A 21,331-nucleotide genomic window follows, 5' to 3' on the forward strand; every position below is an offset into this window, starting at 1 on the left:
TATGTTTACTTCAACAATCATTGAGGCCATCGGCTTAGTGCTGGAAAGTTCTCATCTCTCAGAACTGCATGCAGAAACACATCTGGAACGCGATTTAGGCTTTGAAAGCGGGCTGTATATTGAACTGATTATGTATCTGGAAGAGAAAGTCGACGGGCTGATCCTGGATCCGGCCACGCTGGAATTTGAGCATTTTGAAACCGTGGGCAGCTTATCGAGATTCATTCAACTGCAACTCGCGAACCGGGCTGCCTGAATGGAACAATGGGCAGAGGTTATCGCGATTTTCATGCGTTTCCGGCACCGGCCCGAACTTGCCTGGTGCCATGATACACACCGTCGCGATTATGCCACGCTGAGTCAGCGCGCAATGGATCTCGCCGTGCAGATCCGCCAGCATCAGACAGACACTGACCGCCATGTAAAACCGGTGCTGGTATACGGGCATAAGTCGTTCGATTTTATTGCCGCCTGGTGGGCATGCCTGCTCTGCGGCTGCCCGGTGGTGCCCGTTGAATCGGATAACAGCCCGGAACGCGTGGAGAAAATTGCGCTCACCCTCGGCGCAGGTCTGCTGCTGAATACGACGGCGACGCCGGTTCAGGTGAACGCGGTCAGGGTACTCAACACGGCGGAAATTAACGGACCTGTCTGTACGGATGCCACACTGCATGCGCTGCTGAGTGAAAGCCGCCAGCGTTTGCAGCATGTCCCCGGCGAACCGCTGGCTTACATCATGTTTTCCTCCGGCACCACCGGCGAGCCGAAAGGGATCCAAATCACCCTGCGCAATATGGTGAATTTCATTCACTGGATCCGCGAAGATTTTCCACTGGACGGTGCCGTCACCGGCAATGTTCGCTACTGCTTTGATGTTTCCTTATTTGAAATCTGGTTAGCCTGGGTTTTCCTGCAACCGCTGTCGGTGCTCGATCACCGCGAACTCATCAGCACCCGCAAAATGATTGCACAGCATGCAGAAACCGGTGTTGTCTGCTGGGTATCCACGCCTTCGATTATCCGCCTTTATCTGCTGGACCCCACGTTCAGTGCCGCACAACTTCCCCTGCTCCGGCGGTTTATTTTTTGCGGTGAAACACTGACAAAAGACATCGTCACACAGCTATGGACACGATTTCCCGATGCCAGCGTGATAAACACCTATGGCCCGACGGAATGCACGGTTGCGGTGACCTCGGTGCTTATTACACCTGAAATGATCAGCGACCCGCTACCCTTGCCGATTGGCGCGGCCAGACCGGGCGCGGTACTCAGCCTGCACGGACAGGAAAGTGACAGCGGCAGGAGCGAGCTGTTAATCAGCGGCCCCTGCGTCGGGCCAGGCTACCTCAATGCACCGCTGAAACAGCAAACACAGTTTATCCGCCATGCCGGGCAAAATGCCTATCTGACCGGTGATATCGGCCAGGCGAAGGGAGATTGTTACTATTTTCTTGGCCGCGAGGACGGGGAAGTCAAGATCCAGGGACACCGCATCGATCTCTATGAAATTGAGCATTTCCTGCGTAGCCAGAATCTCGTGTCGGATGTCGTTGCAGTGCCTTTTCTACGCAAAGGCAATGCCGAGGCTATCCAGGCCTGCGTGATCCTCAATGATTCCTGCACGCTTTCAGCGCTGGGCCACGCGATGCAGGCGCATTTCCCGCCGTGGTCGATCCCCCGTTACTGGTATGCCATTCCTCATACTATTTTGAATCATAACGGAAAACTCGACCGCAGCGCGGCGCGTGATCTGGCACTGGATAAAGGGGAGAAATATGTTTTTATCGCAAATCAGACCGCTGTTTGACCGGCTTCGCAACCGCGATGACGCCATCGCGCTGATTAACCAGCAAGGCACCTACAGTTTTGCTGAACTGGGCGCACGGACGGCCGCCATCGCCCATTTTCTTACCCCTCTGGCGGGTCGCAATGTGCTGATCTACGGTCATAAACAACTCGATGCGGTCGCCGCTATTCTGGCCTGCATCAGTAAAGGCTGTTGTTTTACCTTTGTGGATCAGGCAAATCCGCCGTCCCGAATTGAAAAAATAGCCCGGATGACGCGCACGGAAGTGATCATCACCACCCTGCCGCACCCCCTCGCCGGGCTGGAACAATGGCCGCAGTGTGTCAGTGCTTCACTGGCAGACATTTCTCCTGCAACGCTGCCCGCTGAACCGTCATTCACCCAATCTCTTTTCTATATCCTTTCCACCTCGGGCAGCACCGGTGAGCCTAAAGGCGTTATGGTCAGTTATGACAATTTTGCCGCTTTCAGCGCGTGGTTCGCACCGCAAGTCACCGGCGGAACGGACAAGGGCTGCCATATTAATCACGCCTGTTTTTCTTTTGATATGGCGATCCTCGATCTCATTCCGGTTCTCAGCCGCGGGCAGACCGTGCTGATGCTGGATCATTGCAATAATGTTTTGCCCCGGCAAAACATCAGGCTGATGACAAGAGAGCCCGATGTGGCCGTCACCAGTTGGTTTTCAACACCCAGTTTTGCTGAACTCATGCTTAAAGACGCGCTGTTCAGCCACGTTAAGTTCCCCGCCCTGAAGCGTTTTTATATCGGCGGTGAACGGGTTGCGCCAGGTTTGATCACACAGTTACAGACGCGTTTTCCGGCGCTTGAAGTGATGCACGCTTATGGCCCGACCGAGACAACCTGCGTGACGCATACGCATCTTTTGTCCCAGCCGCTACACCATCAGGCGGGGTTATTGCCGCTGGGCAAGCCGCAAGGGCTGAACCGCATTCGCATCGTCGATGCGGCCGGTCATCCGGTTTCTGCCACAACGGTAGGTGAAGTCAGGCTTTACGGCCCTCAGGTTTCACAGGGCTATCTGCCGGAGGATCACCCCCGCAATCAGGCTTTTGCTGAGGATGAATGGGGTCGCTATTACGCCACGGGCGATCGCGGTTTTGTCGACGAAAATCAGTCACTGTTTATTTGCGGCAGAGATGACGGACAGTTTAAGTTGCATGGCAATCGCATTGAGCTGGCAGAAGTAGAATCCGCCGTGTGCCGAAATGCCAACGTGATCCAGTGCTGTCTGGTACCGCTCGAAGAACAGGGAAAAGTGACCGACCTGCAACTGTTTGTACAACTGCATGATGACAATGCGCTGCAGCGGCAAGCCTTACGCCATTTCTTGTCCGGGCAGCTACCGGGATACATGATCCCTAAACAACTGGTCTTTTGCCAACACTTCCCCCTGACATTGCATGGCAAAATAGACCGGCAGGAACTCGTCCGGCAATACGCGGTTTCTGACAGTTTTTAATCGACATCCTGCAATCACATATAAAAAATCCAGCGTAATTGCTGAGAAAATACCCGGCATCAATTTATCTTCATGATGATGAAGGCCATATAATTTTATGACGGGTTAACGGGGTTATCATGCGTTTCGATCATACCGGTTATGTCGTATCAGATACCGATGCAACCGTCGCGGCTATTAAACTCTTTTTCCCCGTGACCGTCAGGTATAAAGAACAGATTCATGCTCAGCGGGTGTTAATCACGTTGCTGTCCACGGCAGAGGGAAATAACCAGATCGAGCTGGTTGAACCATTGCCAGATAATATTCATCTGCAAAGCATGCTGGATAAATCAGGCAAGTCATCCCTGCCTTATCATATTTGTTTTGTTGTCGATGATTTTGACCAGCAATATCAAACCATGAAATCCGCAGGCTGGATGGTATTAACGCGCCCGTTTCATGCCTTTAATAATCATCACCGCGCCAGCCACCTTTATCATCCTGATGCCGGAATCATCGAAATCATGTCGGGGTCGCTATGAAATCATTTTACGATCACCCATCAGACGCGGATTTTTTCACGCCGGATGCCCAGGCGCAGGCGATTGCCGATAAGCTCCGCCAGATAACCTCGCCGGACGACACGCGGGCGGTCATCAGCCAGTGGTCGCAGGCTGCGGCGTTTAATCTCCTGGGCGTGCCCGCTGAATACCCGTCACACAAGCCACATCTTCAGGCTTATCAGCACATCCGTTTGACTGAGCGCTACCGGCTCTATGAAAAAGTGGCCTTTATCTCCCCGATACTCATGTTTTCGGCTCCCGGCCCCGGCATGGCGGCTTTTGCCGTCTCCGGGCTGGGGACAGAACAACAACAGGATGCTTTTTTTAGCCGCTTTCAGCAGACCTTAAGCTGGTCTTGTTTTGCGATGACTGAACCGGCGCAGGGAAGCGATGCAGGTGCCATGGAAACCACGGCGTCGCCGGTTAACGGCGGGTATCTGCTCTGCGGGAGAAAAATGTTCATCGGCAACGGCATGATTGCCGATACCGGTGTGATATTTGCCCGCACAGCACCCGGACCTCTGGGTATTAATGCTTTTATTTTTAATCCGCAGTCAGCAGAAATTTCCCGCTACGCACTGGAATTAAACGGGTTGAAAGGCACTAACCTTGCGCACATGCAGTTTGATGATCTGTTTATCCCTGAAGCAGACATGTTGGGCAGGCATCTGAAGCCGACGGAGCGGTTTGCAAAATCCGCCATCGCCACATTCGATGCCCTGCGTCCTTGCGTCGGCGCGCTGGCGCTGGGTGTCGCGCGGCGCGCACTGCACGAATGGCAACATGAGCGGCGACTGACACCTTCGCAGTCTGCCTGGCTGTCGCAGATGGAACGCCGCTGGCTGGTGGTCTATCACCACGGGCTGCGGGTCTGCCAGCAAACCGAAGATAAGCTTGCGCCGGAAAATCATCCCGGAATGGTAAAAACCAGTTGCGTGATCCTGGCGGAAGAGCTGATTTGCGGACTGATTCACCGTACACCGGCCAGAGATATGCGTCTGCTAAACACACTATGGCAGGCCTTCCGGGATGTGAAAGCCTTTGAATACACTGAGGGAACGCGGCAGATCCACCGTTTAAATCAGGGGTTTTCCCGGCCGCAAGAGGTGAACACATGCCTGTAACCGTCACCTTGCTCGGTCAGGGCACGATAACGGTTCTCACCCGCAGCCAGGCCGTCACACCGGACAGCCGGCATTTCATTGCTTCAGAACTTTTGGCGACAGAACACAGGGCGGCGGGCAACTGGTATCATCACTGGCCTGAAGAGGATTGCGGAAACCGTCTGCATGCTAAAGCCCTGATCACGCTTTGCCAGCACCATGTTCTCTCCTCTACGGAGAGTCTGCTGGTCTACGATTCACGGTATCCGGCCGCACGCGGCGCCACCCCTTTACTGCAAAGTTTGCTGTGCCACTGCCCGGAATTTTCCGAAGCCTGGGGGATTTGCAGTGGCCGTTTTGATCCCGGTGAGGCGTACAGGCTGGCTCAGACCCTGATGCAGGAGGAATGCCGCTTACTTTATCTCTACGACCCGATACAAAGGCTGAGTCAGGATCCCACGCCTCAGGAGTCAGAATTGCACTATCTGATTTTCTCGGCACGGATGTTGAGAAAGTAATGGATAATTTGCTGGTTTCGCTGACAGATAAGCTGTCAACCCCGGCTGTTTTTCCGATGCGTCCCTCAGAGGTGCAGCAGCTCGCGCTGATGAGAACGGAAACAGTGCATTGCGGGCCATATCGCAGCCGGGTGCTGATCAGTCAAGGTCCGATGCAGGCGGCAAAAAAAGCGCTTGTGTTACATGGCTGGGGCGGTCATCCCCTGATGCTGGCGCAGGCTAAAGATATTCTGCTGGCGCAGGGATATGAAGTGTATCTGCCGTTTTTACTCGGACATGATCCGCAAACGCCAGCCCCCTGTGATTTTCCCGCACAGTGCCAGTTACTGCTCACCCTGCAAAATACCTTTGGTGCTTTCGACACCGTCGTTGCCCATTCTGCTGGCGGGCTGATCACCGCCTTGTCGGCATCTCTCGGCTTTCGCTTCAGCCGGCTGGTGCTGATGTCAGTTCCGGCCTCGTTTACCAGCCTGCTGCAACACTATCTGCGGCAAAATCATCTGCCTGAATCTTATCTTGCCCCGCTGTGCGCGTGGTATCAGGCCCGCTTCCCGGCACCGGAGATGCCCGCAACGGACTCGCTTTTTGCGCTGGGCGACATCCCTGCACTGATACTTCAGGGTCAGCAGGACACTAGAATCAATCCGGCCGATGCGTGGAAAATTCACCGTCAGTTACCCGGCAGCCAACTGGCATTGATAGAGCATACCGGCCATCTGGGTGTGCTGACTCATCAACGGACACACTACGAATTAAACGCCTTTCTCCGTACGGCAAACGCTGATCCTGAAAAAAGGAGCCACTATGTTGGGTCACATTGAATCCCTGACGGTCTACATTCCTGAACAACGGAAATCACTGGCGGAAGTCGCGCCCGCGCTGCAACTGAGTCCGCTGGATATCAGAATGTTTTCCCGCTTTTACGGGCTGGCAAATTTCCCACGCCAGCCGGGTTCACTTGATGATCTGTTGCGCCCGTTGTTAAAGCAGTTCACCGACCATCACGCTGATTGGCTCCCCCGCATTAAACATGTGGTGCATGCCCATACGCTGCCCGGCATTCGCCCTTTCGACCTGTCGGGCAAAGCCCTGCTCGACGAGGCCGGATTTGCTGACGACACCCATTACACCTCGCTGACGATGGGGCATTGTTCGACATCATTGTCAGCCGTGGAATATGTTTGCAGCCGGATTAAAACGGGGGAATATGCTTTGTTGCTGGTCGGCGAAAAGGCCTTTCACCCCAAAGTCGAACTGATCGACGATACCACCATTATGGGCGAAGCGGCCTGCGCCGTTCTGCTCAGTCGCGCCGGGGAACGCTGCAAAGTGACCGCCAGATACAGCATGCAGGCGGGAGAATTCAGTCAGCATCGCGGAAATGAATCAGGTAAGGAATCACGCTTCGCCAGCGTTTATTTTTCTTTTATCGCCACCGCGATGCGCAATGCTCTGGAACATTTCGGGCATACTGCCGGTTCACTTGACTGGATTGCACCGCATAATGTGAATTTATCGTCATGGCAGAAACTTGCTGACGAACTGAATATTCCGCGGCAAACACTATTTCTCGAAAACGTGCCACGTTATGGTCATTGTTTCGGCGCAGATCCTTATCTGAATTTGGCGACATTGATCCGTCAGAAAAGATTATCGCCCGGCAATCATGTGATGCTGGTGAGCGTAGGAATGGGCGCGACCTTCTCTTCATTGCTGCTGGTATTATCAGCCGGTAATGAAATTCCGGTATTTTGCAATTTGGAGCAATTTCCAGATATTAAGCAGGATTAAGTTAATACGCACTTGTTCTTTATGTGATGTGTTAACTCCTCATGGCTGATATTACCCGATACTACCCGCAGCTGAATGAACTCCAGGCACTGCTCACCACGGCTGGCAAAATTTCGGAATATAAACCGGATCAGGCGCTGGCCTGTTTTGATCATCCCGAACTGATGAGCATTGCCTGTATCGGCATTCCCTCCCGTTTTAATCCCTGGGAAACGGCGGCCTTTTCTGACGTTGATTACTCACATCACTTACAGATCATCGAATATCTGAGCCGGGCAGATGCCAGCGCGATGATGATGTTGCCCGGCGCATCCCTTAGCACCCGCGCTATTTTGACGCTCGGCACTGAGCGGCAACAGGCACGGTTTTTCGCCTGCTTTGAACACAGCCCTGCCTGGACATTTTTTGCCGTCACCGAGCCGGGGTTTGGCTCCGACGCCACGGCAATTGCCTGCGAACTCACGCAAAACAGTCAGGGATGGTGGCTGAACGGGCAAAAGATGCTGGTCGGCGGCGCGATGCGCGCCAGCGCGGGCCTGGTATTTGCCCGTTATGAACAGACCCACCGGCTGGTGATGGTGTTTCCCGAAGGGAAAACCGGACCTTTGCAGCGTGAACTGCTCGATACCTTCGGGTTAGCGGGTGCGGCACTGACACGTCTGACGATGACCAATCTGAGTGTCAAAGAAGACGATATTTTAGGGCATGAACACCGGGGATTGCAGCAGGGGCTTAATGCGCTGAGCAAGGTCTTTGAGCGCCACCGTCCCATGGTGGCGGCTATGGCGCTGGGCACCACTTACGGTCTGCTGAAAGCGCTGGAAACCCGACCATTACCCGCGACTGCGCAACATTGGATCGCCTGCCAGTGGCGTAAATATCATGTTCTCTTTCAGCAGATGCTCGCACTGGCAGAAGGCTATCGTACGGGTCAGCAGCAATATGCCAGCACCAGCCGCCTCAAATTAAGCGCTACCCGTCTGGCCGAAGAGACGGCGAGCCATCTGCCCCACTGGCTCGCCACCGAAGACTGGCTGGAAGAGACTTTCCTGCGCAAGCGCTACCGCGACAGCTTTGCTTTTGAATACATGGAAGGCACCAGCAATATCCACTTACTTAACAGCTTCCGCACACCTGAAATTCAGGGAGATCAACGCCATGCTGTACCTTGATCCCGCCGATATTGTCAGCCAGTCGTTTCATCACACCGACGTCCCTCAACCGGAGTGGGAAACGGATATTCCGCACTGGCGTTCGTATGTTCAGCATTTTTTCGCCGCTAACGGTGAGCCGCTCAGTCAGGAAAACGAGCAGGTTAACACCTGGATCACCAGCAATGAACGGGCGGCCTTCAGCGATATGGTCGCTACGTTGCTGCCACATCTTGCCCCGGTCGTTCAGCCGCAGCGGGTGAAAACGGTGCTGATGGCGCACTGGACGCCTGACCTGCACATGGGGAGTTCTGTGGTGAATTTAGCCATACATCAGCTTGGCCTCACCGACTGTCTGGCGCTGGCAATCAGCGATCGCGGGCCGGATGCGGCGTTGTTCGCCCTTGATGGCCTCAGCGACTGCCTGCAAGGGAAAGCGGAAGACGGATTGTTACTGATCGCCGAACAAAAAAGCCTGATGTACTTTTCACCGCTGATGGCGCGCCTGCAACCGGAAAACAATGCCTGCCTCTGTCTGGTCAATACGCAACAGCGCGGATTACGTTATCTGGGGTATCAGCGTCTGAAAACGTCCGCAGATTTTAGCGAGGCCATCTTGCAGTCCGTTGAGCATTTCGGTTTTACCCGCGAACGGTTAACGCTGATCGGCCCTCAAAATTGTCTCGCCAGTTTACCGGAAGGCTTTACGTCACTGGCGGTCAATCCCTGCTTACTTTGCGCGGCGCCTTTTGTCGCCCTGCGTCAAAACTGGCAGCCCGGACGTGATTATCTGCTGATGAGTGAACACAACGGACGGATAAGCCTGTGCGGTCTGGCGGCAGCAGAGAACCTGAGATGAATATTTTTGCGCTGAAAACCTGTATTCCTGTCACACGGATATCGCTTGACGCGATCCTCGCCCATCGCGGCGCGAACCCCAGCGAAGCCCGGACCTTCCGGCATCTTTTCGGTTTTCAGGAAGCATCAACGCTGGCTGAAGACGAAAGTGCCGCCGCGACGTTTGAATCGCTGTTGCAGCAAACCGCCGTACAGTTAACGCAGGCTGAAAAAATCGATGCGATTATTTTGGTTCAGGGATTGCCCGCCCGTTCACGACGGCAACGGGTTGATTTAGCGTTGCTGCGGCAACGTTTTGATTTTATTGCCCCTGACGCACATCTCATCACCCTTAATCAGCAAAACTGCGCCACGTTATTCTGGGGTCTGCTGATGGCTGAGCGCATGCTTGAGCAGGGAAAATATCAGTGTGTGGCTCTGCTGGCAGGCGACACGCTGGCAGATTTCAGCCTGGCAGAGCGCTATGTTCCCGGCTGCACATTAATCGGTGATGCCTTTGTGTGTGCCTTGCTGAGACCGGGCGGCGGTGAGCGCAGGGTGTCCGGCATTCACTGTTTTCATCATCCCGCATTCTGGCAGGGCCTCGACGGCAGCCGGGAAGATATTAAGCGTTTTTATCAGTCTCATGACGCTCTGATCGACATGGCGCTGCGTCAGTATCCGGCTGAACAGCGGAAGGACGCATGGTTACTGCCTCACAACATTAACCGCCTGAGCTGGCAAACCTGGCGGCGGCATCCTGATCGCGCCCATCAGCGGATCGCCACCGATCTCATCGGGCAATGCGGACATTGTTACGCCACCGATCCTCTCTTACTGCTCGATACCCACCCGCCAGCCGAAACCGGCCAGCCAGCCATTTTACTTTCTGTCGGGCTCGGCGGTTGGGTGGGCAGCGCCATGATCACTTCAGACACATTTGCGGAGCCTCAGGATGCCTGATAACGCGCAAGCCATCCCTTTTTTCATCCCGCTTTCCTCGCAGTTTGCCCGGCTCGGTTTTCTTAAAATCGCCGAAATGGCCTGTCGTCAGCACGGAGATAAAGTCTGGATTGGTGAAAAAGACAATGCGGTGCTGCTGCTTGCCGGCGCCCGCCATGTCCGGTTGCTGATTGAGCAGGAAAGCCAGTTCGTGAAGGAATTTGAACATCTTTCCTCAGCCTCAACTATCGGACGCATCTTGCTGGGCCAGTCACTGACGACATCCAAAGAAGGCGAGGAATGGCGGCTGGCAAGGAAACTCACCACACCGCTGGTGAACCCTAAATCCCCGTTGCTGAAACAAAGCACCGACCTCTCCGCCCGCTGGCTGCTGGATATTCTGCAGGATCCGCAGCAGACCTCATTGCGTGAAATCTGCCTGCACTGGGCGCTGATGTGTGTGGCGGAAGGATTTTTTGGCCGGGAGATCAGTCTGGCCCAACTGAATACGCTGATTGGCCATTTCCGTGATATCTATCTGCAACTGATTATCGCCGCACCGGACGCGGATTATGAGGCACTGTGCAGGCATCCGGCACTGGTCGCCTTCCGGCTGGAGGCTGAGTCCCTGCTTGGCCCGTTGCTGGATGACGCCAGGGGCGGCAATACCACGATGCTGGAACGTCTTTGTCAGGCGCTCAGTCCCGGCGCGCACCCCGAAGCGCGTGAGAGAGTGATCAATCTTCTGCTGGGCAATCTTGCCGCCAGCGTCGATAACACGGGTATTGCCTTGTTATGGACGCTGACACATCTTTCGCAGCACCTGAACTATCAGCACTGCGTACGTGAGGAAGCGGCTCAGGGCAAACGAAACATGGCCTCAGCCATTGTCCGGGAATCGCTCCGTCTGACGCCGGTGACAGCGTTTTTTGAGCGCCGGGTGGCAGAAAATATCGTGGTGGATGACGTGGTGATTACGGCGGGCACGCGGGTTTTATTCTCCCCCTGGCTGATTCACCGTCATGCCGCCTGCTGGGCAGAACCGCTTTGCTTCAGGCCGGAACGGTTTCTGGGTGAAGAGAAAATTGCGCCGGAGCATTTTTTACCCTTTAGCGTCGGAAAACGAAACTGTGTGGGCATGACTCTGGCTCTCGACCAGCTGACCACGGCGGTCGCGACACTGTGCGAACATTTTCAGTTTTCGCTCGCCCCTTCGACGTCACCTGCCGCCCTCACCCCGCTTTTTGCGCTTAATGTCATCCCGCGCGGTGACCTGTCTTTCATTCTCACGTCCACAAACAAGGCTGAACAGCATGACCACATCCCGTGAGATCCCGGCGCTGAGCCTGTTCTGCTTCGCCGATGTGGCCAGAGACAACTTCGCTGATAAATATGAACAATTATTAAGTACCGCACGGCTGGCAGATACGCTGAATTTTCATGCTATCTGGACGCCCGAGCGGCATTTCCATACCTTTGGCGGCATGTTTGCTAATCCTTCGGTGGTCAGCGCGGCGCTGGCGGCCTGCACGCAACGTATCGGTATCCGGGCAGGCAGCGTGGTGCTGCCGTTACATGATCCTCTGCGGGTTGCCGAAGAATGGGCCATCGTCGATAACCTGTCTCATGGCCGCGCTGGCGTGGCGTTTGCCAGCGGCTGGCAGCGTAATGATTTTGTGCTCAGGGCTGAGAATTACCGCCAGAGACAACAGGTTCTTTTTTCCTCACTGGCGCAGGTTCAGGCGCTGTGGCGCGGTGAATCCGTCACACGCCACGAGCTTTCGCTGCCTGCGCAACCCGAACCGGTCAGCCTGAAAACCTGGCCTGCACCTTTTCAGACGGAGATCCCCGTCTGGCTGACCACCGGCAGTAATCCCGATTTATTTACTGAGGCCGGAAAACGCGGGCTGAATGTGCTCACCCATCTGGTTTCGCAGACCCGCGAGCAACTGGTGGAAAACTGCGCGGCGTATCGCCTCGCACGCCGTCAGGCGGGTTTTGATCCCGCAGAAGGCACCGTCACATTGATGCTGCACACGCAGGCCGGAGCAGCACGAAAAACGCTGTTGCCACGGATTAAACCGGCACTTACCGGTTATCTGCAGGCATTTATGGCGCTTTCCGACAATCTCAGTCAACCACGGGTCGCCGATGCGGAGCAAAATGAGAAGAAGCAAGCCTACACACTGAAATGGGGAGTGGAGAAATATCTCAACCACTGCGGTTTATTTGGCTCTGCACAAGAATGCGCAGATCAGCTTGCCCGTCTCAGGCAGGAAGGAATCAATGAAGTTGCGTGCCTGATGGATTTTGGAATGCCTCAATCAAGTGTGGAAGAAACGCTTCGGACACTTGCTACATTGTTATGAAATCAAGGAACTATGATGAAAAAAATCACCCTGGCGCTTACCCTGCTCGCCTGTGTCACCAGCACTTCTGCCCTCGCCGCAGAAAAAACATTCCCCCTGGAAGCCTTTAGCGCAGTAGAAGCCAGACAGGGCATTAATCTCACCATTAAGTGTGCCGCAACGCCGTCTATGGTGGTCTCCGGTTCGCAAGACACGTTGAATAAATTGAAAGTCACCCATGACAATCACGCTTTACTGCTGGTCAATGATGCCGCTGAAAATGATCGCTTTATCTCGCACACGCTGGATATCACCCTGTATACCAGCGGCCCGCTGAACAGTCTGGCCGGAAAAGCGGGTGTTAAAATAGCCGCACCGGCCTGTGCGGTGGATCCGAAAACACTGGCCGTTTCCGGCAGTATGGGCACGGATATCCGCGCTGAAGGCAAAACGGCTGAACTGAATCTGGATCTGGCCATGGGCGGGAGTTTTAACAAGAAGCCTCAGAATTTTACGGCGGAATCGGCTAACGTGCGCATGAGCATGGGCGCGGAATCCTCACTGTGTCATATCCCCAAAATTCAGGGCACGCTTGCGGCAGGCGCTCGTGTTTCCGTCAGCGCCTCTGCTCAGGTGGATACCGGTTCTGCCAGCTCATTTGCCAGCGAGATTTCCACTTCTGGCTGTGCTTAACGCGCCTGATTAACTGTCCGCCTGAAAAATACAGACCTGCCATCTGACCGGCAGGTCTTTCAGCGGAGCACAGGCGCCATACGCCAGACAATACACCCCGTCGTTTTCAATCAGCCGGTGATGTAACAGGCCGATCTCTTCTTTACGCTCATCGTATACGTGCGCGATGCCACTGTGTTGCGGGATGGCACAAAAACCGGCGAGCGACTGCGTAAGGCCGGTTCCCCTGACTTTGAGCCACGCTTCCTTCACACTCCACAGTCGGGTAAAACGCAACAGGTAATGCGCCTCATCTTCTGCCAGCCACTGCTGTTCATCAGGGTTGAAAAACCGGCGGGCGATGGCTTTTTTCGCCTCAACGTTTCCGCTGACTTTTTCCAAATCCACCCCGACCTCTGCCCCGCGACACAGCACAATCGCCGCCGAAGTTCCGCTGTGGGATAAGTTGAAGCACAATCCCGGGAAATCAGGGAGCCAGGGCTTACCCTGAGGCGTTCTTGCGATACTTAACTGTTCATCGGTCACTGATAAGTAGCCCGACAATACCTGACGCAGCCAGCACTGCGCCTGCTGTCGCAGCAGTTGCCCTGACAGCGACGCCTCAAAGTGACGGAGCAGGCAAAGCCCCTCTCCTGCCTTCAGTTCAGGCAGGGGATCACAGTGGGAGATTGAGGGTAACGCGACAACCGGTTCGATCATGGCGATTCTCCAGAGACAGATACCCGCCATGACTTTCAGCGATTTGCCGGCACAAAATCAGCCCGATGCCACTGCCATTGGGTTTGGTGGTATAGAAAGGAACAAACAGATTTTTGGGATTGGTCAGCCCGACACCCTGGTCAAGAATGGTCACAAACAGACAGCCTTTTTCTTCTGACCATTCAATACACACCGGCGCCGTGGTATCGCTCATCGCCTCATCGGCATTCTTAATCAGGTTGATAAGCAACTGATGGAGTTGCACCCGGTCGACATTTACACTCAGCGGCGCCGGGCCTTTCAGGGTAATTTTACGGTGCGCAAACAACAGCGGCAGCTCCGCAATCAGGGCGGCAAAATCAAGCGGTGCTTTGACGGGGGGGGCGAGTTTACTGAGCTGGCGGTAACTGCTGATAAAAGCGATAAGTTCTTTGGCCCGGCGGTTGATCAGATCGATGCCTTCCGCAAAGCCCTCCGGCAGGTTTTCTGTATGGCGGCGATAATGCTGCTGGAGCATCTGGCTGATGGAGGCAATCGGGCTAAGAGAATTGTTTATTTCATGGCTGATCACCCGCAGCAGGTTTTGCCAGGCTTTTTGTTCTTCCTTACGCAGCATGTCGTCAACATCACTGACAAACAGCAACACGTTTTGGATCCCGTCCACCATATAGGTGTCACTGGACACTTTATAACGCCCCGGACGCCCTGCATGACTGGACTCCACCGGATGCTCCCGGTTGGCATTTTGCAACAACGTATCAAGTTGCCAGTGACTGCATTTTTCGCCAATCAGCTTTTCCAGTGATGTGCCCAGCATCCGCGAGGCCGCATCATTACACCACATCAGCCGGTTATTGCCGTCAATCGCGAAAATCGCCACCGTGATATTAGAAATCACTTTTTGCAGCAGAAAATCCATTTCTCTTTGCTGCTGGCGGTGGCGGGATAACTGACCCGAAATGGCGTTGATCTGTTCAATGACCCCTTCAAACACCCCTTCCCCGCTGGTCACACCGCGAAGGCTAAAATCTTCCTGCTCAACGGCTTCTAACAGGTTAGAAATCACATTGATTTTGTAGAGAAGTTGCTGGAAAAAGTGATAGGAAAAATACACTAACGTGACGCACAGAATAAAGAGCGTGAGAAATTTCAGGTAGAGAGACTGCTGTGGGAAAAACCACAGCAGCAGATAGGCAACAACGCCCCCCAGCGGGGACAAACTGCACAGTATTAAATGACGTGACTCAAAGGATCGAAAAAGTTTACTCATGACAGATTTTTAATTTATCCAGTCGTCGGTAAAAAGCGCTGCGACTCAGCCCTAACGATTCTGCCGCTTTCACTGCATTCCCGTCATAGTGACGCAGGCGCTGTAAGAGCACAGTTTCTTCCACTTCTGCCAGCGTGCCCGTCTCAAGTTGCGTTACCGGTTTTTGTTGTGGCTCATGACCGCTGTTTTGCCCCTTCACAGGCAGCGGCAGGCAAAGATCTGCCAGGTCGATCGTATTATTGCGGCAAAGCAATACGCCGCGTTCCAGCAAATGGCTCAGTTCGCGGATATTCCCCGGCCATGAATATTCATGCAGCCCCTGTCGCGCCATCGCCGATAATACCGGTTTAGGTTTACTGTATTTGCGGGCAAAACGTTGCAGGAAACGTTCGGCCAGCGGCTCAATATCTTCCTGCCGTTCACGTAGCGGCGGTAACGGAATTTGAATAACATTCAGCCGGTAGAGCAAATCCTGCCGGAACCGCCCTTCAGTCACGGCTTTTTCAAGATCCGTGTTGGTGGCCGCAATGATGCGGCACTGAGTGGTTTGTGTCCGTGATGAACCCACGCGTTCGAACTGCCGTTCTTCCAGGACACGCAGTAATTTTACCTGCTGGGACAAGGGCAAATTGCCAATTTCATCGAGGAATAATGTGCCTTTATCGGCCAGTTCAAAGCGTCCGATGCGATTTTCCCGCGCATCGGTAAACGCGCCTTTTACGTGCCCGAACATTTCACTTTCAAACAACTGCTCATTGATGCACCCCATGTTGACTTCAACAATGCTGTGCTCACGGCGGGATGAGAGCTGATGGATATAGCGGGCGAGCAGGCTTTTGCCGGTGCCATTTTCACCCAGAATCAGGATGCTGGTATCCGTGGCAGCCACGGTTTCCACCACGTTGATTAACTGCTTCATGGCCTGAGAGCGGACAACCCATTCATTGCCCATGTCATCTTCAAGCGCCATTTTCAGCAGCTTGTTTTCTTCTCGCAGGCAATTCCCGGAGCGTCTCGCCTGGCTCAGTGCAATCTGTTGCTGAACAATGCTTAACAGGCGTTCGTTATCCCAGGGTTTTTGAATAAAATCCGCCGCACCGGCCCGCATGGCGCTGACGATGATGTCAACACTTCCCCATCCCGTCATTGCTACAGCGGGCAGACAGTCATCAAATTTTTTTAACTCATCCAGCAGTTGCAAACCTTCCAGACCCGACGTGGTGTCTTTCTGGAAGTTCATGTCCATCAGTACCAGATCAAAGGGCTTTGCGGACAAATGTGACAATAAACGGTTGGCCTGCGTTTCCAGCGTCACGTCATACCCTTCCATACGGAGCAGCATGTCGAGGCTGGTCAGAATGCCCGCGTCATCATCAATGACAAGAATACGTTTTTTTTCGTTCATTAAAGCGTCCGGCTTGTGCCGCCGCACCCGTCAGGCACGGCGACAGATTATTCATAGCGAATGGCGTCCGCAGGCGACATCCGAATGGCGCGTCGGGAAGGCAACCAGACCGCTAACGCCACAATTAAAGAAATCATGACGGCGACACCCCAAAAGAGCAGTGCAAAGGAGGTATGCCCGTTGCCCAATATACGCGTCAACTTGGGTGCGACAAAGAAGGCCAAAGGCAACCCGATAATCAGTCCAATGAATAATTGCTTACTGCCCTGAAGCATCAGCATCCGTAACAGAACGCCTTCCGTTGCCCCCATCGCCATACGCACCCCGATCTCCTGAATACGTTGATTGATCACATTGCGCATCACGGCATAAATACCGGTGGCCGCCAGAATGACCGCGACCAGACCAAACAACATAAAGAGGTTGGCAATGAAATGCAGCCCGGCGGTATTCCTGGCCAGACGTTGATTCAACGTTTGCACCTGATTAACGGAGAGCGTGCTGTCAATCTGGCGCACCGCATTCATGAGCGCAGGCCCTAACGTATCAGGATTCTGAGCCCTGAGCACCAGCGTTAATGACGCCGCGGGTATTTGCGCCAGCGAGCGGTAAACCGTGACCCGCTGGCGGAACGCGCTGAAAGGCCGGCCATGAATGACGTTCGGCACCACACCGATAACCGTGAACCAGCGCTGATCATCCGTATCACGAAAACGCAGGCGTTTTCCGATGACATCCCGCTCACCGGGCCAGAACTGCTCCGCAAACGACTGGCTGACCACCACCACGGGCTGTGAGTCCTGCGTATCACTGCTGGCAAACTCCCTTCCGGCCACCGGCGTGATCCCCATTGCCGTCAGGCTTCCCGGCATCACCTGGACATCATTGACCAGAGGATAAGACCAGCGGTCTTTGCTGTTGTTGGTAGACGAATCGATATCCACCTGACGGGGTACGGTAAATTGTCCGACGGCACTGGTGGTGATGGCCGTTTTTTCAACACCGGGGATCCCGCTGAGGGACGATTGCAGGCGCTGATAGAACAGGATCCGGCTCGCATCATCAGGATACTGGTTGGCATTGAGGTTAATCTGACCGGTGAGATAGCCCTGCGTCGCCACCCCGTAATCGGCACGGGTCGCCTGGTAAACCAGCAGCGCCAGCAGCGCACTGATGCATAAAATGGAACAGGACAATCCGACTTCAAACGTCACCAGAATACGGGAAACCCTGCCTGCCCCGCGACTTTGCGCGCCCCGCGTTCCATCACGCAAAACATCGTTGAAATTACCGTGGGTGATTTTCCACGCAGGCAATGCACTGGTAACGACAGCCGTCATGATGACCAGCACTAACGCATTGAGGATCATGACGTTATCGAGTGACAAATGCCACCAGAACGGAATTTTGTTCGGTACGAACGTCGGCAGTAATGTATTGGTGATCTCGAGTCCCCAGGCGGCGAGCAGAACGGCGATGATGCCCGAGAAGGCGCAAATAAATAAGCTTTCCCACATCATTTGCATGACCAGACGACCGGAAGGTGAGCCCAGAGCAACGCGGATAGCGATTTCTTTTGAACGCTCTGTGGTTCTTGCCAGCAATAAGTTGCCGACATTGCAACACGCCAGCACCAGCACAAAAGCCACGGCAAAAAGCATGACGATGAAGATCGGCATGGTCTCCTCACCCATGAAATTTTCCTGGAATGTCAGTACCTGCGCCGACAGCCCTTTATTGCTTTCAGGATACTCAGAGGCCAGCGACTGCATCACCTGAGCGAGGTCACCGTCAGCATCGGCGAGCGGAACACCGGGTTTCAGGCGCGCATAAACGGATACTTCCGGCGCACCTTTGCGGACCAGATACTGTGCAGGATCCAGCTTAGAAGGCAGCCAGAGATCATGAAAGAAAGGAAAGGCAAAATTGGCGGGCATAATGCCCACAATGCGCGTGTGTATCCCATTGATCAGGACATCTCTGCCAATGAGTTGCGCATCGGCAGCAAAGTAGTTTTGCCACATGCCATAGCTGATAACGGCAACCGGTGTCGCGCCAGGCTGGACATCTTCACTGTTCAGCACCCTGCCACGATAAGGCTGGATGCCAGTATAAGAAAACATCTCCGGCGTATTGCGGATCGCCATATAGGAAACCGCTTTGGTGCCGTCACTGATATCGGCACGTTCAGCATAAAAATAACCCACGTCATTGAGCGTGGTATTGCGGGCCTTAATTTCCTGGTAGTCCAGGAAGTTGACCCCGGAGTCACTCAGACTGACGCCGTTGACCGTCGGGTTTACTAACACCATGTTTTCCCCGTCCGGGTAAGGAAGCGGCGTAAACATGATGGTGTTAATAACTGAAAACATATAAAGCGTCAGTGCCAGACCGCAGGACATGATGAGCACGGTGATAAAGGTAAATGACGGGCTTTTGAGTAACAGGCGTAAGGCATATCGGATATCAAAAAGCATTTTATGCTTCCTTTATCAGGGTCAGTTCCCGTGCCACATGTCCGTCTCCGACGACCTGCCCGTCAGAAAGCACGATGCTGCGCTGCGCCCGCTCGGCTGAACGAGGATCATGGGTGACGATGCAGATCGTGGCGCCCTCCTGATGTAACTTATCGAGAATATTCAGCACCGCCTCGGCATTGTGGGAGTCCAGGTTACCGGTCGGTTCATCCGCCAGAATGATGGAGGGATTGCCCACGATAGCCCGTGCGACGGCCACGCGCTGCTGCTGTCCGCCGGAAAGCTGCGAGGGATAATGGCGTCCCCGGTGGGACATATTGACCTTGTCTAAGGCTTCCGCCACTCTCTGCTGCCGTTCAGTTTTAGAAATATCCTTGCGGTAAGTCAGTGGCAGGGAGACATTTTCCTCAATGGTCAAATCGCTGATGAGATTAAATGACTGAAAGATAAAGCCGATATCACGATTTCTCACCAGGGCACGCTGCTTTTTAGAAATATTTTCCACGTTGTGCCCGGCCAGCTGATAGGTCCCGGTAGAGGCCACATCGAGCAGGCCCAAAATCGAAAGCAGCGTTGATTTACCACAGCCTGAAGGCCCGGAAATCGCCACGTATTCCCCTTTGGAAATGCTGAGCGTGATCTTGCTCAGGGCGTGTGTCTCAATTTCATCGGTCAAAAAAATCTTATTCACGTCAGTGAGTTCTACCAGTGATTCCATCATTTTCATCTCCATCGCATTGTCCTGTAAGCTGGCGTCTTTTGCAGGTGAGCCGGCATTATTTAGTAATCTCAATTTGATCTGCCCCTTGCCAGGCGCTGCCGTCACTGAGAATAATTTTATCTCCCGCACGCAGTCCACTGGTCACCTGAATATAATCCGCAGATCCCTGACCAAAGTTGACCTTCATTTTGGTGGCAGAGCGTTCCTTTTCATCGAGCCGGTAAAGCATCGAAGGTAAATTATTCTGGGCAAACGGTGGCCGCTCAACGTACAGGGAATCATTAATTTTTGTCACTGCGATTAAACCATCAACGCTCAGGTCAGGACGGGCTTCCTGCGGCAGTGGTTGATTGAATGTCACATCCACTTTAACGGTGCCATTGGTCACCGCAGGATCCACCCGTGACAATACCCCGGTGAACTGGCTGCGTCCGGTGTTAATGGTAACCTGCTGCCCGACGGCAAGATCACGGGACTGTAATTCCGGCACTTTGAGTTCAGCATAAAGTTCCTTTTCTTTCGCCAGACGGGCAATACTGGTGCCGGTGGTGACCCGCTGGCCGACCTGGACTTTCACATCCTGCAAAATGCCTTCAATCGGTGAGGTAACATTCAGCGAATCGACTTCCTGCTGGCTCAGCAGCACCAAAGATTCCAGTTTGTTAAGGCGCATCGCACTGGCTTTGATATCAGCATCAATGCTCAGCTTGAGTGTTTTTAATCGTTTTTCCTCAAGCACAACTTGCTGACGATATTGTTCAGTATTAATACGGGTCGTTTCGTATTCCAGCATCGGCACTGCCGCAATATATTTCTTTTGCGCAGCAAGCCGCATCGTAGAGCTGAGTAACCGGCTTTTCGCATCCAATACCAAGGCTTCCTGACTCAGAATTTTATTTTGTAATTCTGCATTAGTGGCGTCAGTCTCAGCCCGGCGGGCATCCAGCTCGAGCCGGTTTTCCTGTAATTTTTGTTCCAGCGTCGGGTTACTCATTCTGACCAATAACTGGCCTTTATTCACCTTCATGCCAGGTTTGTAAATGACCTCTTCCACGCGGGCATCAACATTGGCCGCAACCCAATTGATATCACGCGGTAGCAGTACCCCGTTACCCCGCACTTCAACCGAGAAACTGCCATATTGAACCTGCCCGACCGCGATACTCCCGCGGGAGATCTGATAAGGCGAAAAACGGTAATTATAGATTGCCGCCAGCGTGGCTAAAAAGAGTGCGCCCGCAACAATAAATTTGCGGTATCGCTTCAGTATGAATTTATTCCCGGGTTGCGGGATTGATATGTCCATAATAATACCTTTTCTGATAACTCCTTACCGATGAGCACAAATCGTGCCAACCTTTAAAATTTAATTAACCAACTGATTTTTATGTGTTTTTTAAAAAGTCGCCAATTACACCTTTTCCCTTAATCATTTTCTATCTCATTAATGGAACGAAAATCGGGACGGCATGCCCTGATTACCCTCTTTTGCCTGCGAAACCCCACGCATATCATGCATTCCCAATATTGGGATATTA

Annotated in this window: 20 protein-coding genes; 14 read left to right on the forward strand and 6 right to left on the reverse strand. The window is 53.6% G+C overall.

The window, feature by feature from the left end; all coding sequences use genetic code 11:
• The first annotated feature begins 1 nt into the window (after nt 1).
• The 14 genes from AC1DUO_RS16320 to AC1DUO_RS16385 all read left to right on the forward strand — a co-directional run bounded on the left by AC1DUO_RS16320 (nt 2) and on the right by AC1DUO_RS16385 (nt 13,221).
• The gene (locus tag AC1DUO_RS16320; protein WP_013577945.1) at nt 2-256 is read left to right on the forward strand and encodes a phosphopantetheine-binding protein; all 255 of its coding nucleotides are present in this window, start codon (nt 2-4) and stop codon (nt 254-256) included.
• A complete protein-coding gene (locus AC1DUO_RS16325) occupies nt 257-1,810 on the forward strand; it encodes an AMP-binding protein (RefSeq protein WP_119262393.1) in 1,554 nt (517 codons plus the stop codon).
• Entirely contained in the window at nt 1,779-3,293 is a 1,515-nt protein-coding gene (locus tag AC1DUO_RS16330; RefSeq protein ID WP_119262392.1) for an AMP-binding protein, read from the forward strand. The genes AC1DUO_RS16325 and AC1DUO_RS16330 overlap by 32 nt, the downstream gene beginning before the upstream one ends.
• A 119-nt stretch (nt 3,294-3,412) precedes the next feature.
• Nucleotides 3,413-3,817, forward strand: a complete 405-nt coding sequence (locus tag AC1DUO_RS16335) for a VOC family protein (protein ID WP_013577948.1) — start codon at nt 3,413-3,415, stop codon at nt 3,815-3,817.
• Nucleotides 3,814-4,962, forward strand: a complete 1,149-nt coding sequence (locus AC1DUO_RS16340; RefSeq protein ID WP_119262391.1) for an acyl-CoA dehydrogenase family protein — start codon at nt 3,814-3,816, stop codon at nt 4,960-4,962. The genes AC1DUO_RS16335 and AC1DUO_RS16340 overlap by 4 nt, the downstream gene beginning before the upstream one ends.
• On the forward strand, nt 4,953-5,459 hold the full coding sequence (locus AC1DUO_RS16345; protein WP_119262390.1) for a hypothetical protein: 507 nt from the start codon (nt 4,953-4,955) through the stop codon (nt 5,457-5,459). Before AC1DUO_RS16340 ends, AC1DUO_RS16345 begins: the two co-directional genes overlap by 10 nt.
• Before the next feature lie 89 nt (nt 5,460-5,548).
• The gene (locus AC1DUO_RS16350; RefSeq protein WP_225444953.1) at nt 5,549-6,280 is read left to right on the forward strand and encodes an alpha/beta fold hydrolase; all 732 of its coding nucleotides are present in this window, start codon (nt 5,549-5,551) and stop codon (nt 6,278-6,280) included.
• The gene (locus tag AC1DUO_RS16355; RefSeq protein WP_013577952.1) at nt 6,264-7,250 is read left to right on the forward strand and encodes a 3-oxoacyl-[acyl-carrier-protein] synthase III C-terminal domain-containing protein; all 987 of its coding nucleotides are present in this window, start codon (nt 6,264-6,266) and stop codon (nt 7,248-7,250) included. The genes AC1DUO_RS16350 and AC1DUO_RS16355 overlap by 17 nt, the downstream gene beginning before the upstream one ends.
• 41 nt (nt 7,251-7,291) lie before the next feature.
• Nucleotides 7,292-8,422 (forward strand): acyl-CoA dehydrogenase family protein, encoded by a 1,131-nt coding sequence (locus AC1DUO_RS16360; RefSeq protein ID WP_119262388.1) that lies wholly within the window; start codon nt 7,292-7,294, stop codon nt 8,420-8,422.
• A complete protein-coding gene (locus AC1DUO_RS16365) occupies nt 8,409-9,260 on the forward strand; it encodes a hypothetical protein (RefSeq protein WP_119262387.1) in 852 nt (283 codons plus the stop codon). Before AC1DUO_RS16360 ends, AC1DUO_RS16365 begins: the two co-directional genes overlap by 14 nt.
• Nucleotides 9,257-10,201, forward strand: a complete 945-nt coding sequence (locus AC1DUO_RS16370) for a beta-ketoacyl-[acyl-carrier-protein] synthase family protein (RefSeq protein ID WP_119262386.1) — start codon at nt 9,257-9,259, stop codon at nt 10,199-10,201. Before AC1DUO_RS16365 ends, AC1DUO_RS16370 begins: the two co-directional genes overlap by 4 nt.
• A complete protein-coding gene (locus tag AC1DUO_RS16375) occupies nt 10,194-11,510 on the forward strand; it encodes a cytochrome P450 (RefSeq protein WP_119262385.1) in 1,317 nt (438 codons plus the stop codon). The genes AC1DUO_RS16370 and AC1DUO_RS16375 overlap by 8 nt, the downstream gene beginning before the upstream one ends.
• Nucleotides 11,494-12,549 (forward strand): MupA/Atu3671 family FMN-dependent luciferase-like monooxygenase, encoded by a 1,056-nt coding sequence (locus AC1DUO_RS16380; RefSeq protein ID WP_168444403.1) that lies wholly within the window; start codon nt 11,494-11,496, stop codon nt 12,547-12,549. Before AC1DUO_RS16375 ends, AC1DUO_RS16380 begins: the two co-directional genes overlap by 17 nt.
• A 15-nt stretch (nt 12,550-12,564) precedes the next feature.
• Nucleotides 12,565-13,221, forward strand: coding sequence for a GIN domain-containing protein (locus AC1DUO_RS16385; protein ID WP_013577958.1), 657 nt, complete (start codon nt 12,565-12,567; stop codon nt 13,219-13,221).
• A 9-nt stretch (nt 13,222-13,230) separates the two neighbouring features.
• On the opposite strand, the gene AC1DUO_RS16390 is transcribed toward AC1DUO_RS16385, so the two are convergent.
• From AC1DUO_RS16390 to AC1DUO_RS16415, 6 genes are read right to left on the reverse strand one after another with little or no spacing between them, the layout of a single operon-like run.
• The gene (locus AC1DUO_RS16390; protein WP_119262383.1) at nt 13,231-13,920 is read right to left on the reverse strand and encodes a 4'-phosphopantetheinyl transferase family protein; all 690 of its coding nucleotides are present in this window, start codon (nt 13,918-13,920) and stop codon (nt 13,231-13,233) included.
• A complete protein-coding gene (locus AC1DUO_RS16395; protein WP_119262382.1) occupies nt 13,877-15,190 on the reverse strand; it encodes a sensor histidine kinase in 1,314 nt (437 codons plus the stop codon). The genes AC1DUO_RS16390 and AC1DUO_RS16395 overlap by 44 nt, the downstream gene beginning before the upstream one ends.
• Complete coding sequence (locus AC1DUO_RS16400) at nt 15,183-16,595, reverse strand: sigma-54-dependent transcriptional regulator (RefSeq protein ID WP_013577961.1); 1,413 nt, start codon at nt 16,593-16,595, stop codon at nt 15,183-15,185. Before AC1DUO_RS16400 ends, AC1DUO_RS16395 begins: the two co-directional genes overlap by 8 nt.
• A 47-nt stretch (nt 16,596-16,642) precedes the next feature.
• On the reverse strand, nt 16,643-19,072 hold the full coding sequence (locus AC1DUO_RS16405; protein WP_119262381.1) for an ABC transporter permease: 2,430 nt from the start codon (nt 19,070-19,072) through the stop codon (nt 16,643-16,645).
• 1 nt (nt 19,073) lies between these two features.
• Nucleotides 19,074-19,790, reverse strand: coding sequence for an ABC transporter ATP-binding protein (locus AC1DUO_RS16410; protein ID WP_037033254.1), 717 nt, complete (start codon nt 19,788-19,790; stop codon nt 19,074-19,076).
• Between the two features lie 58 nt (nt 19,791-19,848).
• Nucleotides 19,849-21,099 carry an efflux RND transporter periplasmic adaptor subunit gene (locus tag AC1DUO_RS16415; RefSeq protein ID WP_013577964.1) on the reverse strand — a complete coding sequence of 417 codons (1,251 nt, stop codon included), beginning with the start codon at nt 21,097-21,099 and terminating at the stop codon, nt 19,849-19,851.
• Between the last annotated feature and the right edge of the window lie 232 nt (nt 21,100-21,331).

The sequence above is a fragment of the Rahnella sp. P4_A8 genome (genome assembly GCF_056402435.1).